We start from the raw sequence: 14,799 nt of genomic DNA, 5'->3' as shown, positions 1-14,799 counted from the left end.
TCTGGATGCTACGAACGGCAGCCTCCCATCTCCCGGCGCCTTCTCCCGTCCCTCGAGTCAGTCTTCGAGGACGGCGCGAGCGGCTGCCACGTCGTGGAGATCCGGCGAGTGCCTTTCCTCTTCTTCGATCTTACGGCGGTAAAAATCCTGGGCTGCTTGCTTTGTGATCCCCAACGCCTCACCGATCTGTTCCCACGTGGCGCCTCCCTCACGGGCAGACTTCATGACGTACCAGCGTCTGGCAGTGAGCAGCCCGACTGCCCTGGCATTTGCCCGCAGCGCCTCCAGCGCGGCGACTTCCGATACCTCTGACAAAAAATGTGCTGCAGCTTCCAGCGCACGATCGTTGCCGGCGGGGGAAATGCCAGGCGATGCCTCGCCCCGGTTGAAGTCTTCCCACACTTTGAGCAACTCGTGGACGTCACCGCTGTTGAGTGCCTGCTCCACTGACGCGTGATCCATGGCGTCAAGTTAGTTTGACGCCATGCGCAGGTCAAGACGAAATACCCTCTTGACCGAGGTCCATCTTCGGAGCGGCAGATAATGCCCCGTTGATTTGGGGGCCAAGAGCGGCACTGGCAAGAACTGCCTCCGCGACGTTGGATCTTAGGCCCGATTTGGATAACTGAGATGTCAATATCCCTCGTCTCTGCGCAAGTCCCGCGACGGAACGCCGATAACGGATCTTATGTAAAGCTGCGGCTGAGAGGGGCTTCCCGAAGGCCTTCTGGCGTCCATCGTGGCGTGCGGTACAAGGACTGAACTAACCGCGGCAGCTTTCATCTCGTGGCGCGGCTGCAGCCTTTGCCGGCGCCGGCAATTGGCGAAGCTCCAGTCAAATAGCGGTTGACCGGAGCTTCGGTTCATTATGTGCGCCCGCAGCTGGGAATTCCCTGCGAAACCGGGCAAGCCGGGACTGATAGCCGACGTTACGTCAACCTGGTCGTGAGAAGAGGGCCGGAAAGCCCTCCCCCGATCCTCATGAAAGGTTGTGCAGTGCCCCGGCCCCAGCGCGGACCGGAGTCCGCCCTGCGGACCGCCCGGGCGCGGGTGTGGAAGTCGATCTTCGGACCCCTTAGGGATTCGGCGGATTGACCCGCAGGCCCGTCGTGGGTCCGCGGTTGTGTTGCAGTGACGGCCGTGCAGGAGTCGGTAATCAGGCCCATACCGGCGTACTCGCGGACGGCGGTGATCCCTTGCACGGCGTCGGTCTTGGTGGTGAAGGGCCTGGACACTGCCATTACGGTGCCGTCCGGTGCTGTCAGGCGGAACCTGAAGGCTGATTCTGCGTCGATGAACAGTTCGAACATTCCTGCCATTGCGATCCTTTCGGTCTGCGGGATCCCTGGGATGGCGCCGTCGCCGCCCGTGCGTGGCATCGTTGCCTGCGCTTTCGTGGTGTTCCCGCTCCAAATTTCCATCAATTCAGCGCGCGTTCCCCGAGTCTTTCGCAGGAACTCCTGCCGGCGCAATGGTTCGCCGGGCAAACGGGTGAAGTGATGCCCTCCTCTCGTTCCGCCGAGCTGCGCAGAAAGAATAGTAGCCGGGCACGTGCGGGTGTGCCGGACTGGAATGCGGCATTACATCCGTGGGTGGGATCGAAGCAAGAGTCTTGCATTTGACGCTCGCATCTGTCACTGCAGTCCGGCTGGAGCAGGATGCTGAACGAACCCTTGCGACCAAGAGCCTCTCGGGCCGTTAGTTTTCAGGCGGCCGTACTTAAGGTCTTCCGGACATGTTGAAAGACCCCCGCGTCCTTGTCTCGATCCGCGAGGGTCTCTCCTTCAGCTGCTCCACACGTTGGGGGAAACGTGCGCTTTGGCCAACAATAAAAGTAGTACGCGGAATGCTGGTTTTCCAAATTCGTGCCCTTCGGGGCTATCCATCGGGGTTAAAAGCATGGGAAGGGGCCGATCTTCACCGGGGCCCGTGACAGGCAACGCCGGCTTTGTCACGGCGGTAGAAATCCGTAGTCCAATCTTGAGGGAATCTTGACTGGCAACAAGCGCCCGCTTGATCCTCTTCCGGAAAAGTGTCCTTGTCAGGTCAAGCAGAGCGCCTGTCCCTTGACGGTTTGGGGTCCGTTGGCAGCGCTCATCATTCACGAGGATTCCTTTGAGGACCACCGTCAACATATCTTGCGCAGAACGACCCGCAGCTGCGGAGGCGCTGGAACCGGCAGGGGCTCAATGGGCCCCTTCAACCCCTTCCTCGTCGGGCGTCAGCGGGGATAATCCACTGCTCGAACTGCAAAGCCTGCTGGACATCGCCGACGACACCGGGGGCCATGCTTTGGCCCTCCAGTTCCTTAACGACTTCTTCAGCTTGCAGCAGGTTCGGCTGTCCCGGCTCCTCGCGGCTCTGGCTGACGAGGAGCCGGCGGCGTCGGTTGATGCCGTACTAAGCCTGCAGACAGCGTCCTCCATGGCAGGGGCAACGGACATCGCCCAGCACTGCGCCACAATCCTTCCGCTTGTCGTGGCCCGGAACTTTGCGCTTGCGCGGCTACAGGCCGCGGCCCTGCAACATAGCGTCGACGTCCTGACTGCCGCCTCACCCATCCTGCTCGAGCACGCCGAGGCCCAACTTCGCGCGAGGACGGCTCGTTATGTCGGCCACGGGAGGTGCCCGGGAAGGGGGTGAATCCCGCTGGGCACTTCAGCCGCAGGCATTGGCTGCTGATCCCTGGCTCCTGATTCAGGGTTGAATGATGAGCCGCACCCAGAAGCATCCCTGTCCAGCTACGAGGGCGGGGTCCGATAGGCCCAGCACTGGTGTCGCGTTCACTGACCGGTCACCGTGCCGTTCCGCATCTGGGAGTCGCAGTCTTCGGAGCTCTAATCGCCGATCGAGCCGACTTCGTCCAAGGAATGCAGCTCATTTTCACCATCGCGGCGTCCCTGCTCACCCTCACCGCCGTTGCAGCATTCCTCATCCTTCGACCGGAACCTAAACTCAATACCCCGTGACCCTGTGCAGGCCTCCGATCACGGTTGGAGTGACATATTTGTCGTCCAGATACTCGGCAGAGGAGCTTCATGGCGGTTGAACTGCACCCAACCCGAAACCGCCGCAGTCAGTGTCTTGACTTCCTTGTAGGACGAGCCTAGAACTCAATCTCACAGGCACGCGGGTTGGAGGTTACGGTGGGCGGACAGCGGATTGGGTACGTGCGGGTAAGCACGCTGGAGCAAAATGAGAAGCGTCAGCTCGACGGCCAGGTTCTTGACCGGGTCTTCACGGACAAGGCCTCTGGCAGGGACACCGCCAGACCACAGCTCGCCGAACTGCTGCGTTTCGCCCGCGATGGAGACACCGTGGTGGTGCGCAGCATGGACCGGCTCGCCCGGAACCTTGATGACCTGCGTGCTCTCGTCCAGGGCCTCACGCGCAAAGGGGCCCGCGTCGAGTTCGTAAAGGAAAGCCTGGTCTTCACCGGCGAGGACTCCCCCATGGCCAATCTGATGCTCTCAGTTATGGGTGCCTTCGCCGAGTTCGAGCGTTCCCTGATCAGGGAACGGCAGCGCGAAGGCATTGCCCTGGCGAAGCAGCGCGGAGCCTACAAGGGGCGGAAGAAGACCCTGACCCCCGAACGGGCAGCCGAACTCGTCCATCGTGCGGAGAACGGTGTTCCGAAAGCCGTGCTGGCCAACGACTACGGCATCAGCCGTGAAACGGTTTATCAGTACCTTCGCCAGGCCAAGGCCATCTAGAACTCCAGGCAGGCAGGCCCACACACGCTCCTAAGGCTGTGCCAATACAGCCCGCTTCCGCGCCTCGGCGGGCTGACAGAGTCTTCATTATCGGCTTGTTGTTTTGCCAGGCTACATGCGCGGGAAGAACAGGCTTTCAGAGCCTTGAGCAAACCCTGTGCTCGTCATCGGCTGCCGTTTAGGAACCGGTCCTGCTGTCGACGACATGGACCCCGCCGCTGGGGCGGGGTTTTAAGAATGGGACCGAGGCTGGCGGTAAGGCATCCAGGAGACCGTGGATGCCGCTCCCAAACCGCCGCCAGCCCAACCCCAGCTACCCCTCTCCGCAGGCGGGAACCGCCACAGCAGACTTCCCGAGAGCAGAAATCGGGCCGAACTAGGGGGCGACTCTGAACGCGAGCCTTTTGGCGGTGTTACCGGTTGCCCTGCTGCGGGGTCTGGTCATGGATGCGCGCCAGTGTTCGTGGAGCAGGGGGTGCCCGGGCCTGCGGCTTGGGCGGCAGGCCCGGGGGTTTTAGGGGTTGAGGCGGACAGGTTCGGGCAGGTAAACCTTGCCACCGGCTTCGCGGAACTCTGCGCTCTTGGCGTTCATGCCCGCGATTACTTCCTGCTCGGACGCTCCACCGAACTGGTCCCGGATGTCCTGACTGATCCGCATGGAACAGAACTTCGGCCCGCACATTGAACAGAAATGCGCCGTCTTGGCCGGCTCCGCGGGCAGCGTCTCGTCGTGGAACTCCTCCGCCGTGACCGGGTCCAGGGACAGCGCGAATTGGTCGCGCCAGCGGAATTCGAACCGGGCCTTCGAGAGGGCGTTGTCGCGTTCGTGGGCGCCGGGGTGGCCTTTGGCGAGGTCCGCGGCGTGGGCTGCGATCTTATAGGTGATCACTCCGGTCTTCACGTCATCCTTGTTCGGCAACCCGAGGTGCTCCTTGGGCGTGACGTAGCACAGCATGGCGGTGCCGTACCGGGCGATCTCCGTCGCTCCGATGGCTGAGGTGATGTGGTCATACCCCGGTGCAACGTCCGTGACCAACGGCCCCAGGGTGTAAAAGGGTGCGCCGTCGCAGAGTTCCTGCTGGCGTTCGACGTTTTCACGGACCAGGTGGAACGGGATGTGACCGGGTCCTTCGACCATGACCTGCACATCGTACGTCCAGGCGCGCTTTGTCAGTTCGGCCAGGGTGTCCAGTTCGGCGAACTGGGCCGCGTCGTTGGCATCCGCCGTGGAACCCGGGCGCAGACCGTCACCGAGGGAGAACGCGACGTCGTACTTCGCGAAAATCTCGCAGAGCTCGTCGAAGTGCGTGTACAGGAAGTTCTCCTGATGGTGGGCCAGGCACCAACCCGCCATGATTGACCCGCCACGGGACACGATCCCCGTCACCCGGTTTGCGGTCAGGGGTACGTAGCGCAGCAGCACGCCGGCGTGGACGGTCATGTAGTCCACGCCCTGCTCGCACTGTTCGATCACGGTGTCGCGGTAGATCTCCCACGTCAACTCGTTGGCTTGCCCATTGACTTTTTCCAGCGCTTGGTAGATCGGCACGGTGCCGATCGGGACGGGTGAGTTGCGGATGATCCATTCACGGGTGGTGTGGATGTCATCCCCGGTTGAGAGGTCCATCACGGTGTCGGCGCCCCATTGGGCCGCCCACTGCAGTTTGTCTACCTCCTCGGCAATGGAGGACGTCACGGCGGAGTTGCCGATGTTGGCGTTGATCTTCACCAGGAACGCTTTGCCGATGATCATCGGCTCGGACTCGGGGTGGTTGATGTTGTTCGGGATGATCGCCCGGCCGGCGGCGACTTCGGAGCGGACCAGTTCAACGTCGCAGTTCTCCCGTACCGCCACGAAGCGCATCTCCGGGGTGATGATGCCCTGGCGGGCGTAGTGCATCTGGGTGACGGTCCGGCCGTCTACGGCACGCCGGGGAACAGGCTGGGCACCCTTCCACTCGGCCGAAGCAGCACCGCGCCGCACCGCGGACTTGCCGTCATCAAGCAGGTTCCGTTCCCGGCCACCGTAAGGCTCGGTATCGGCCCGCAGTTCGATCCATTCGGACCGGAACGGCTCCAGGCCGATCACCGGATCACTGCCCGGCCCAGCTGTCCGGTAGACCGTGAAGGGGGGATTCTTCATCCCGTTCGGCGAATCCTCCAAGGCGATCTCCGTGACAGGGACGCTAATGCCGTGCTCCGGGTCGTGGGCATAGGCGAGCGAATGCGAATTCATGGCGTTCATGAGTGATTTCCTACTTCCTTCGCCGGCATGACCCGGACAGGTTCAACGGTCACGGACTGCATCAGCCCGATCTCAGCCCCTGCACCAGGGCCCCCGTGTGGATGTGACCAAGCTTACAGAGACCGTGGGCTGGGGGAAAATATGTCGGAGTAGCCGCGAGTACCGCGCCGCGCTCCGCCGGGGCCGGATTGGATACGGGCGCGTGAGCACGCGGGCCCAGAATGGTAAATGCCAGCTCGAAGGCCAGGTCCTGGATAGGATCTTCACGGACAAGGCCTCCGGCAGGGACACAGCCGGCCGCAACTCACGGAACTGCTGCAGTTCGCCCGCGACGGCACCGTGGTGGTGCACAGCATGGGCCGGCTCGCCCGGAGCTTGGACGATCTGCGGGCTCTGGTCCAAGGCCTTACCCGCAAAGGCGTGCGCGTGAAGTTCGTCGAAGAGAGCCTTCTTCACCGGTGAGGACTCCTCCATGCCCATCTCATGCTCTCCGTTATGGATGCCATCGCCGAATTCGAACGCTCCCTCATTAGGCAACGCCAAAAGGAAGGCATCCCCCTGGCTAATCAGTGCCGCGCCTACAAAGGACGGGAAAATACCCGCACACCGGAACGCGCAGCCGAACTGGTCCAGCGCGCCGGCAGCGGTGTACCAAAAGCCTTACTTGCCCGTGACTACGGGATCTGCCGCGAGACCCGTCTACCAGTACCTGCGCCACGCCAAGCTCGAGTAAACCGCTCCCTTGCCGGCGCCGCCGATGTGCCGAATCCTCCGCATCCTTAGCTCGACGGAATCTTCATTTTCGGCTTTTTACGTCTCGCAGGGGAGTAGCCATCGCGATTCGCAGCCGCACGGTACGGTCGGGGGCCATCGATGTTGCTGATTTTCTCGGCCGGGGTCTCGCGCCTTGCCGTTTCGTCATAAAAGGTAGGTAGCCGTTAGAGAAGAAATCTGCGACGACAAGCGAGTAAATCTGACAGTCTTTCGGAACTTCGTCTTGCGGGGACGAAGGGTTTGGCGGTCAGCCGAACAAGGGGATAGCAGAATTTACTGAGCTCGGCCGCTTCTGAGCCGACTGGAGCTATCAGCCTCAAACAGGGCAGCCTTCAGTCCTGCCATCCTTTTAGGTGAAAGCGTTTGAAGGACGTTGTCTTGAGTTCGGAGGGTCAAGCGCATGATGAGCTCGCTCAGCGTATCCAGGATTGTTTGACTGTTCCATAGGTCGGTCTCATCCCGGATTTTTAGAAGTTCTTGGCGGCATTGGTCTGCCAGGCGGCGTTCCCTGTCTTCTGAGATCTCTCCGTTGATCTGGGCGATCCGGATGAGCGCGGCCAAGAGGGCGGCGGCTTCGTTCGGAGTGAAGGACTCTTTTGAATCATCCGATAGCGACATCTTCGAAGACCCCGGGGGTTCTAACAGGCGGAGTGTCGTCTTGTTAATCCAGCCGGTACAACCTTGCGTAGCGGCGATGACTCGACGCCTCATCCCAAACGGGGTGTGGAAAGTATCCATATGAGCAAGTCGCATTTCATTCCATCCTTCGACTGATTCGAAGCTTGGCGGCCCGTATCTTGCTGACCTCTGGCCGGTAAGCAGCGAATTTACGCGTGTGGACTTTTTGGGTTCACCCGCACCTTCACTGCCCGGCAACGAGTTACTGAGCAGTGATGACTTGCGGGGATTCGGCTGCCTAGACAAAGACAATCGGATCCTCGCAGCATCGCGTGATGGACATCATACTGCGGGAGCCCGTGTTTGCACAAGAAAGCGCTGAATACTCACATATGTGCGCTTGGTTCTATTGGAGTGAGAGGAGGGCGGCTGCGAGAGCTGAGTCGATAATGAGGACATCGATAAACCCTCCGAGGATGGCGCCCCGCACGCCCGAAGCCTTGTTCGCCCCCGTCGCGACGCCCACAACCCGTTTGATGTTGCGCAGCGCGTGTAGGTCAATGCTGACCACCCGACCATCGGCCGGAGAGTCGACGGGCGCTCCGTGCTCGTCAAAGAACCTGGTGCAACAGTCGCCGACTGCCCCTGATGCGAGGAACTGCTCCAGCTCGGCCGGGGTGAATTGCATCGCGTCAATGATGGATGCAGACGCACCGCTCCCGACCGACCCTATGCCCACCAAGGCGAACTCTGCCTTACAGGCGGCGTCCAGGACGTTGCGGATTGAGGGTTCTCGGAGGAAGGTGTCTCGGCTCTCTTGCGAACCAACGACGGCGGGCGCATGCAACCGTGCGTCATCGGCACCAAGCTTAAGGGCAAGGGAGCGGACCAGGACATTACCGTCCGCGGCGGCATCAACGATTGAGAGGCCGCCGATCAGCGGAAGAACTTGCAGTCCAGTGTGGATGGGCTCCGCTTCAACACTGTCAACGACAGCCTGCACCGACGACCCCCACGATAGGGCTATGGAGCCGGCGTCGGGGAGGTTCTCCTTGACCCACGAGGCTCCCAGGCCGCCGACCTGCAGCAGCGGCGATTGGAAATCATTCCGCGAAGCTACACGGCATTCCAGCAGCCCGAAGGCCCTCTGCAATTCCTGTTCAAGCTGTGGATCGCGGTCAAAGGAGTCATTGATTCGGATTTCGACTATCCCCTGTTCACGCGCCGCGGCGAGAACTCGGGAGACGTTGGACCGGGACACCCCGATCGCAGTTGCAACTTCAGCCTGCGACCGACCCTCTACGTAGTAGAGACGCGCTGCGCGGGCGAGGAGTGCAGGTTCCCGGGGGGAGGGCATCAGTTGTGCCCGGGTGACAGGGGGGCCGTCTCCGGCATCACCGAAGCGCGGGCCTCCAGGGTCGGCAGGCAATCAATGGGCAGATCCATCAGTCCTTCTCTCCCGGATGGTGATTCCCGCCACAATAGCAACGCCAAGGGACTTGTGCATGCCACGTGTGTCGGCTTCAATTAGTCTACACGTGGTTGAGCATGGTTTGCACAAATATGCACACGGTTAATGGGAACACCTTTCCTTCAGCTTAGAGACAGATAGGAGGATTGCCGATGGGCGTGAGTGTCCGTTTCCTTCAAATCAGCGACCTCCACACTATGAACCCAAACGCACTCCTTCACGCCAAGGGAAACATCAGCCTCCGGTTGGCCACGGTCATGGACATGATGATGACGGTGGAGCCAGCTCCGGACATTATCCTTTTGACCGGCGACCTCGTCGACAGAACTTCCGGCTGGGACTACGACGAGGTATTGCAGTTCAGTGAACTCCTTGAGGAGGCCCTCCGCCGTCCGGTGGTAGCAATGATGGGTAATCATGACGACCGGGAAAAGTTCGAAGCCCTATTTGGAGTCATTCCGTCAAGTGCTGTGAGGCGCCCGGGAGACACCCATGACCACATGAGGATGGTTGGCGGCGCCAGGCTCCTGATAGTCGATTCTTCCGTCCCCGGTCGATCATACGGAGAGCTGAGTGCCGAACAGCTGAACTGGATCGCTTCCATGTCCTCCGAATCTGCGCCCCTGGGCACTGTCCTAAGCATGCATCATCCTCCCATTTCCTCCCCCATGCCTCAGCTGCGGTTTGCCGGACTACGCAATTCTGCCGATCTAGCCAAGGCGCTAGAAGGCAGTGACGTAAGGGGCATCGTGGCTGGCCACTACCATCACCCCTGCTCAGCGGTGTGGCACGGGATGCTGGTTTGGTGTGGCCCTTCCCTTGCCTACAGCCAGGATGTTTTGGCCGAGAACGCCCACATCCGAGGGTGGAACCATGGTGCTTTTTCCCTTATTGACATTCGTGCGGACGGAATGACTGCCTCGGTCGTTGACATCCCGGGAGAACTTGAAGCCCCGCTCCTTGACTTCGAATTGGACGTGGATACCAAGGAACTCCAGTGGCAGGAAGTAGTGCAGAAAAAGTCGGCGACTTCATACGTTGGAGTGAACACGGACGAGCAAATTATGCGTCAGGGCAAGCGGCGAAAGAGAGGGGCAGGATGACAGACGTCGCCGCCGTTATTTTCGATTACGGAGGAGTTCTGGCGGATGTTCAGAAACCTCGTGACGGGTTTACAGTGATGGGACATCTTGTCCACCAGCTGATTCCTGACTCCGCTCTCAGTGCCGCCGCAATCGGCGAAGACATTGAAGGTGCATGGGCTGCGTATGACGGGTGGAAGCGTCTCCAGAACCGGCAGCGGATACCCCTCGAGATGCCCCAGGGCATGTTCTGGGAACTGGTGACTTATAGGTGGCCCGACTCCACTAGGGATGTGGTTATTGCCCATGCCGCCCGCCTTACCCGTGAGCTCGAACTACAAGTAATTTCTCGGCCGGCTAATGCGGGAGTGGCTGAGGTCCTGCAGTCTCTCAGAAGGGCCGGCAAGAAACTCATACTGGCCAGTAATTGCCTCTCGGGAGAAGCAGCGCGTGCTCAGCTTCATCACGACGGTTTACTGGAATTGTTTGATGCCACGTTATTTTCCAACGAGGTCGGCTACAGGAAGCCCGGACGTCAGCTCCTCGACGCGGCCCTTGCCGCAGTCCAGGTTCCAGCGCGGGAAGCCTGCTTTGTTGGCGACCGGATCGACCGCGACGTCTTCGCAGGCCGCAGGGCTGGCCTTGGCCTTTGTGTGCTTAGGGAAGCCCCTTCCGGACCTGGGCGTCCCGTCCAGGGAGTTGTACCGGACTACATAGTCAGAGATCTTGCGGAACTTTTGCTGTTACCAGGCATGGGCTGCAAAGCCGCCTCTGAATGAGCTTCCTCCCGGACAGAAAGTGACCCGGCGAGATAACCACTTGAGCAACAACCCACTATCCGGTCGCGTCTGCGGCCAAAGCGGAAAGGAAAACCATGATTGAACGCACAGCTACCATAGCCAGCAGGGTCGGCTTGCACGCACGACCGGCAGCGATCTTCGCAGCAGCGGTGTCGGAGCTTGACCTGGATGTGACAATCGCCCACAACGGCGAACCCGCCAGCGATGCCATGGATGCTGCCAGTATCCTCTCCTTGATGAGTCTTGGTGCCTCACACGGTGACGTAGTGGTGCTTCGCGCTGAAGATGACGGCGCAGCGGATGCACTTGACCGACTGGTTCAGGTTCTGGAAACAGACCACGATGAATAGGAGTTGTCAGTCCCTGTCATGTCGGCGGGACCGGGTATAGCTGGCTGCCGGAAACAGAAGAATCGATGGGGTGTATCGGCGCGGTCTGTGCCAATACACCCCATCTGGGCGTGATCTGTTATACCTCCATCTCCCCCAGCTTGGACCAGCCGTCCACCTTTACGTTCACTATGTCCAGGGTCCTCGAAAGGTAAGCGCGGTTGACTATGGCAGTTTGATTCAGGACCGGTGTGACGGTTTGAATCAGGACCACCCACGACTCGCCGGTTGCTTGTGACGGTTTGAGTCAGGACCACCCCAGTGTTGCTTTCATCTGTTGAAAGCGAACATTTGGAGGTTCCGGATGAGGGTGCGCATGGAGCTGTTTGCCGAGATCCGCCGAGACGCCCGTGTGGAGGGCACGTCGATCCGCGGGCTGGCAAAGCGTTATCAGATCGGCAGAGATACCGTCCGCCAGGCCTTGTCGGATCCTTTCCCGCCGACCAGAAAGACACCGGTGAGGTCATCCCCGAGGCTGGATCCGTTCAAACCTGCCATCGACGCCATGCTGACTACAGATACGACCGCGCCGAGGAAGCAGCGCCATACCGCGCGGAGGGTCTTGGCCCGGTTGATCGAAGAGCACGGAGCGGAAGAACTGTCGTATTCAACGGTGCGCGATTACGTGCGGGTCCGCCGGGCGCAGATCGACGTGGAAGCGGGCCGCCGGGTTGAAGTGTTCGTGCCCCAGGAACATGAGCCAGGCGCCGAGGCTGAGGTGGATTTTGGAGAGCTCTGGGTGGTGCTCAATGGTGTCAAGACGAAGTGCCACATGTTTGTGCTCCGGCTCTCCCATTCCGGCAAGGCCATCCACCGTGTCTATCCCACCCAGGCGCAGGAGGCTTTCCTAGAAGGCCATATTGAGGCATTCAACGAGATCGAGGGCGTGCCGGTCCGGCACATCCGCTACGACAATCTCACCAGCGCGGTCACCGCCGTGGTGTTCGGGCAAGGCCGGCAGCGGCAGGAGAACGACCGGTGGGTGTTGTTCCGGTCGTTCTACGGCTTTGATGCCTTCTACTGCCAGCCCGGTATCGGCGGGGCGCACGAAAAGGGCGGGGTTGAGGGCGAGGTGGGCTGGTTCCGCCGCAACCGGCTCTCCCCGATGCTGGTAGTTGAGTCGCTGAAAGAACTCAACGACCGCATCCGTGTGTGGGAAGTCGGGGACGAGCGCCGGCGGATCATGGACAGAATCCACACGATCGGCCAGGACTTCGCCAACGAACAGGCCTCCTTGGCACCGTTGCCAACGGAGGAATTCGATCCCGGCCTGGTGCTCAACCCAACCGTGGACAGGTCTTCGCTGGTCACAGTGCGGATGGTGAAGTATTCCGTTCCGGCGCGGTTCATCGGCCGGAAAGTCCGAGTGTCCTTGCGGGCATCCGAGGTTGTGGTGTTCGACGGCCGCGCCGTGGTCGCGCGACATCAGCGTATGGCGGCCCGGTCAGGGCAATCGGTCCAGCTGGACCACTACCTTGAGGTCCTCAAAACCAAACCCGGGGCCCTGCCAGGTTCCACCGCGCTGGCCCGGGCCCGGCAGTCCGGGGCGTTCACCAGTGCCCACGAGGCCTTCTGGGCAGCCTCCCGTCGCGTCAATGGCGACGCTGAGGGGACCCGGGAACTCATCGACGTCCTGCTGCTCCACCGTTCCATGGACGACGGAGACATCCAGGCGGGAATCACCGCAGCGCTGGGCGTGGGAGCTGTCAGTGCCGATGTTGTCGCAGTGGAGGCCCGCAGACACGCAGGGGCATCTACCTGCGGTGGGTCCGGTTCAGACCGTCATCCGGGTGCTCTTGCTGAAGTGAATGTGCAACGGGTTGTCAGCCTTACTCAGCGCCGGCTCATGGACCCGGCAGCGGTCATCGCGGGGCTCCCGCTCGACACGCGCCCGCTTCCGTCGATCGGCGCCTACGACGAGCTGCTGTTCAAACGCACCGAGCACTCTGCAGGAACACCGTCGAAGGAGAACATCTCATGAGCCCCACCGCGCCGGCCACCACCATCACTCCAACCCTGCGCCGACGCCGCGGCCTGACCGAACAAGCGGCGGTCGCAGCCGTGGACCAGGCCTGCCGTCGACTGCGGCTGCCCACCGTCCGGGCGGTCCTGGACGAAGCACTAAGCGTCGCCGGGAAAGAGCAACTGTCCTATCAGGGGTTCCTGGCCGAGCTGCTGCTGGCCGAATGCGACGACCGTGACCGGCGCTCCTCGATCCGTCGTGTGAAGGCTGCCAACTTTCCCCGGGACAAGTGGATCGGGGACTTCGATTTCGATGCGAACCCGAACATCAACCCCGCGACCATCCACACCCTGGCCACCGGTGACTGGATCCGCAAAGGCGCACCTCTGTGCCTCATCGGAGACTCAGGCACCGGTAAGTCCCACCTGCTCATCGGTCTCGGCACAACCGCCGCGGAGAAAGGGTTCAGGGTCAAATACACCCTCGCCACCCGGCTCGTGAACGAACTCGTCGAGGCGGCCGACGAAAAAATGCTGGCCAAGACCATCGCCCGTTATGGCCGCGTCGACCTGCTGTACATTGATGAGCTTGGCTACATGGAACTGGACCGGCGCGGCGCCGAACTCCTCTTTCAGGTCCTGACCGAGCGGGAGGAGAAAAACTCCATCGCGATCGCCTCCAACGAATCCTTCTCCGGCTGGACCAAGACCTTCACCGACCCACGCCTGTGCGCCGCGATTGTGGACCGCCTCACCTTCAACGGCACCATTATCGAAACCGGTACAGACTCCTACCGCCTCGCACACACCATCGCCCAACGAAACGCTTAGGCTAAACGGCGGCGAGGCGTCCCAGCCGGCAGCTCGCCGAACAGCCACCGCCAGCGCACGGGGTCACTCGGCGGCATTAGGGGAGATCCTGAAAGTACTCTGCCACGTCATAGTTGCCGATCAGTCTGGCCAGTCCTACAGGGGTCTGACCTGACATGTTTGCCAGAAGCGGATCGGCACCACGCGAACGCAGCAGATTGATCATCGCCGGTCGTCCGCGGGAGTTAAAGACGGCGACGAACAGCGGTGTATTACCGTATGAGTTCATTGCGTCGACCGCAGCACCGGCCTTGATCAGCGCGGCAGCGGCGTTCAGGGCATACTCCTGAGACGCAAGGTGAAGTGGGGTAAACCCCTGACTATCCGCGGAGTCGGGTGACTCGCCTGCAGCAATCAGCCGAGTCACCTCTGCTGCAGCATCGGTAAGTGCTGCGTAGTGCAGCGGCGAACGACCGGCGGGATCCACGGATACCTCAACTTCTGGACGGTAGGGGCAAACTGCCACGATAGACGATCCGTCACTAGGCGGGTGCGCCTTCCTTGCGATGAGCAGCCTCGACGGACTACCAACCAATCAACGCTTCGTGCGCCGCCTCCACAATCTTGTTGCAAATATCCTCCCGGCTTTGCGGCATGTCGTCCCAGTCGTCCCTGAGGACAACCAAATAATTCAACTCCGTGGGCTGACCTAGTTCGTGCCAAGCATGGCCCAGAATGAGATTTGTCCCAATGTACGGGTCGAGGACGCCGTCAACGATTTGTTGGAGCCAGTGCCGAACCAACGCGCGCCGAGCGTCGCCGTCGTCCTCATAGTGCCTGTGGTTGGGCCCCCGTTAGCAGTCCAGTGTCTATGCGATAGCTAATTGGTTTTGCTCGGTCCAGTTGTCCCAGTAGCGTTTCGGCGTCATGCCGTC

The 14,799-nt window shown here is 61.1% G+C and carries 13 protein-coding genes, 1 pseudogene and 1 riboswitch; of the genes and pseudogenes, 8 read left to right on the top strand and 6 right to left on the bottom strand.

Annotation, left to right across the window (positions count from 1 at the left end; all coding sequences use genetic code 11):
* Positions 1-57: 57 nt before the first annotated feature.
* Together AB0313_RS14805 and AB0313_RS14800 are read right to left on the bottom strand one after the other, a co-directional pair.
* Positions 58-462, bottom strand: coding sequence for a hypothetical protein (locus AB0313_RS14805; protein ID WP_366306397.1), 405 nt, complete (start codon positions 460-462; stop codon positions 58-60).
* A 467-nt stretch (positions 463-929) separates the two neighbouring features.
* On the bottom strand, positions 930-1,319 hold the full coding sequence (locus tag AB0313_RS14800; protein ID WP_366306395.1) for a DUF1508 domain-containing protein: 390 nt from the start codon (positions 1,317-1,319) through the stop codon (positions 930-932).
* 796 nt (positions 1,320-2,115) lie between these two features.
* On the opposite strand from AB0313_RS14800, the gene AB0313_RS14795 reads away from it, so the two are divergent.
* Positions 2,116-2,643: an Hpt domain-containing protein gene (locus AB0313_RS14795; protein WP_366306393.1), complete on the top strand. Its 528-nt coding sequence runs from the start codon at positions 2,116-2,118 to the stop codon at positions 2,641-2,643.
* Between the two features lie 503 nt (positions 2,644-3,146).
* Entirely contained in the window at positions 3,147-3,713 is a 567-nt protein-coding gene (locus tag AB0313_RS14790) for a recombinase family protein (protein WP_366306391.1), read from the top strand.
* A gap of 514 nt (positions 3,714-4,227) precedes the next feature.
* Here AB0313_RS14790 and thiC read toward each other — a convergent pair.
* Positions 4,228-5,958, bottom strand: a complete 1,731-nt coding sequence (thiC, locus tag AB0313_RS14785; RefSeq protein WP_366306389.1) for a phosphomethylpyrimidine synthase ThiC — start codon at positions 5,956-5,958, stop codon at positions 4,228-4,230.
* Positions 5,956-6,065: riboswitch (TPP riboswitch) on the bottom strand. Its footprint overlaps the gene before it by 3 nt.
* A gap of 32 nt (positions 6,066-6,097) precedes the next feature.
* Here thiC and AB0313_RS14780 point away from each other — a divergent pair.
* Positions 6,098-6,691, top strand: a pseudogene (locus AB0313_RS14780) (recombinase family protein).
* 314 nt (positions 6,692-7,005) lie between these two features.
* Here the strand turns inward: AB0313_RS14780 and AB0313_RS14775 are convergent.
* Both AB0313_RS14775 and AB0313_RS14770 read right to left on the bottom strand, forming a co-directional pair.
* Positions 7,006-7,485 (bottom strand): hypothetical protein, encoded by a 480-nt coding sequence (locus AB0313_RS14775; protein ID WP_366306387.1) that lies wholly within the window; start codon positions 7,483-7,485, stop codon positions 7,006-7,008.
* 271 nt (positions 7,486-7,756) lie between these two features.
* Positions 7,757-8,707 (bottom strand): sugar-binding transcriptional regulator, encoded by a 951-nt coding sequence (locus AB0313_RS14770; RefSeq protein ID WP_366306385.1) that lies wholly within the window; start codon positions 8,705-8,707, stop codon positions 7,757-7,759.
* 266 nt (positions 8,708-8,973) lie between these two features.
* On the opposite strand from AB0313_RS14770, the gene AB0313_RS14765 reads away from it, so the two are divergent.
* The 5 genes from AB0313_RS14765 (at position 8,974) to istB (ending at position 13,885) form a co-directional block, all read left to right on the top strand.
* Positions 8,974-9,924 (top strand): metallophosphoesterase, encoded by a 951-nt coding sequence (locus AB0313_RS14765; protein ID WP_366306383.1) that lies wholly within the window; start codon positions 8,974-8,976, stop codon positions 9,922-9,924.
* Positions 9,921-10,682 (top strand): HAD family hydrolase, encoded by a 762-nt coding sequence (locus AB0313_RS14760; protein ID WP_366306381.1) that lies wholly within the window; start codon positions 9,921-9,923, stop codon positions 10,680-10,682. Before AB0313_RS14765 ends, AB0313_RS14760 begins: the two co-directional genes overlap by 4 nt.
* A gap of 95 nt (positions 10,683-10,777) precedes the next feature.
* A complete protein-coding gene (locus AB0313_RS14755) occupies positions 10,778-11,053 on the top strand; it encodes an HPr family phosphocarrier protein (RefSeq protein ID WP_366306379.1) in 276 nt (91 codons plus the stop codon).
* 343 nt (positions 11,054-11,396) lie between these two features.
* A complete protein-coding gene (istA, locus tag AB0313_RS14750) occupies positions 11,397-13,073 on the top strand; it encodes an IS21 family transposase (RefSeq protein ID WP_366306377.1) in 1,677 nt (558 codons plus the stop codon).
* Entirely contained in the window at positions 13,070-13,885 is an 816-nt protein-coding gene (gene istB / locus AB0313_RS14745; RefSeq protein ID WP_366306375.1) for an IS21-like element helper ATPase IstB, read from the top strand. Before istA ends, istB begins: the two co-directional genes overlap by 4 nt.
* A 76-nt stretch (positions 13,886-13,961) precedes the next feature.
* Here istB and AB0313_RS14740 read toward each other — a convergent pair whose 3' ends face one another.
* Positions 13,962-14,351: an ankyrin repeat domain-containing protein gene (locus AB0313_RS14740; protein ID WP_366306373.1), complete on the bottom strand. Its 390-nt coding sequence runs from the start codon at positions 14,349-14,351 to the stop codon at positions 13,962-13,964.
* Positions 14,352-14,799 lie beyond the last annotated feature (448 nt).

The sequence above is a fragment of the Pseudarthrobacter sp. NPDC080039 genome, from assembly GCF_040702335.1.
Classification (GTDB): Bacteria; Actinomycetota; Actinomycetes; order Actinomycetales; family Micrococcaceae; genus Arthrobacter; species Arthrobacter enclensis_A.
Note: the sequence above shows the minus strand (reverse complement) of the source record. Positions and strands in the feature narration are given on the sequence as shown.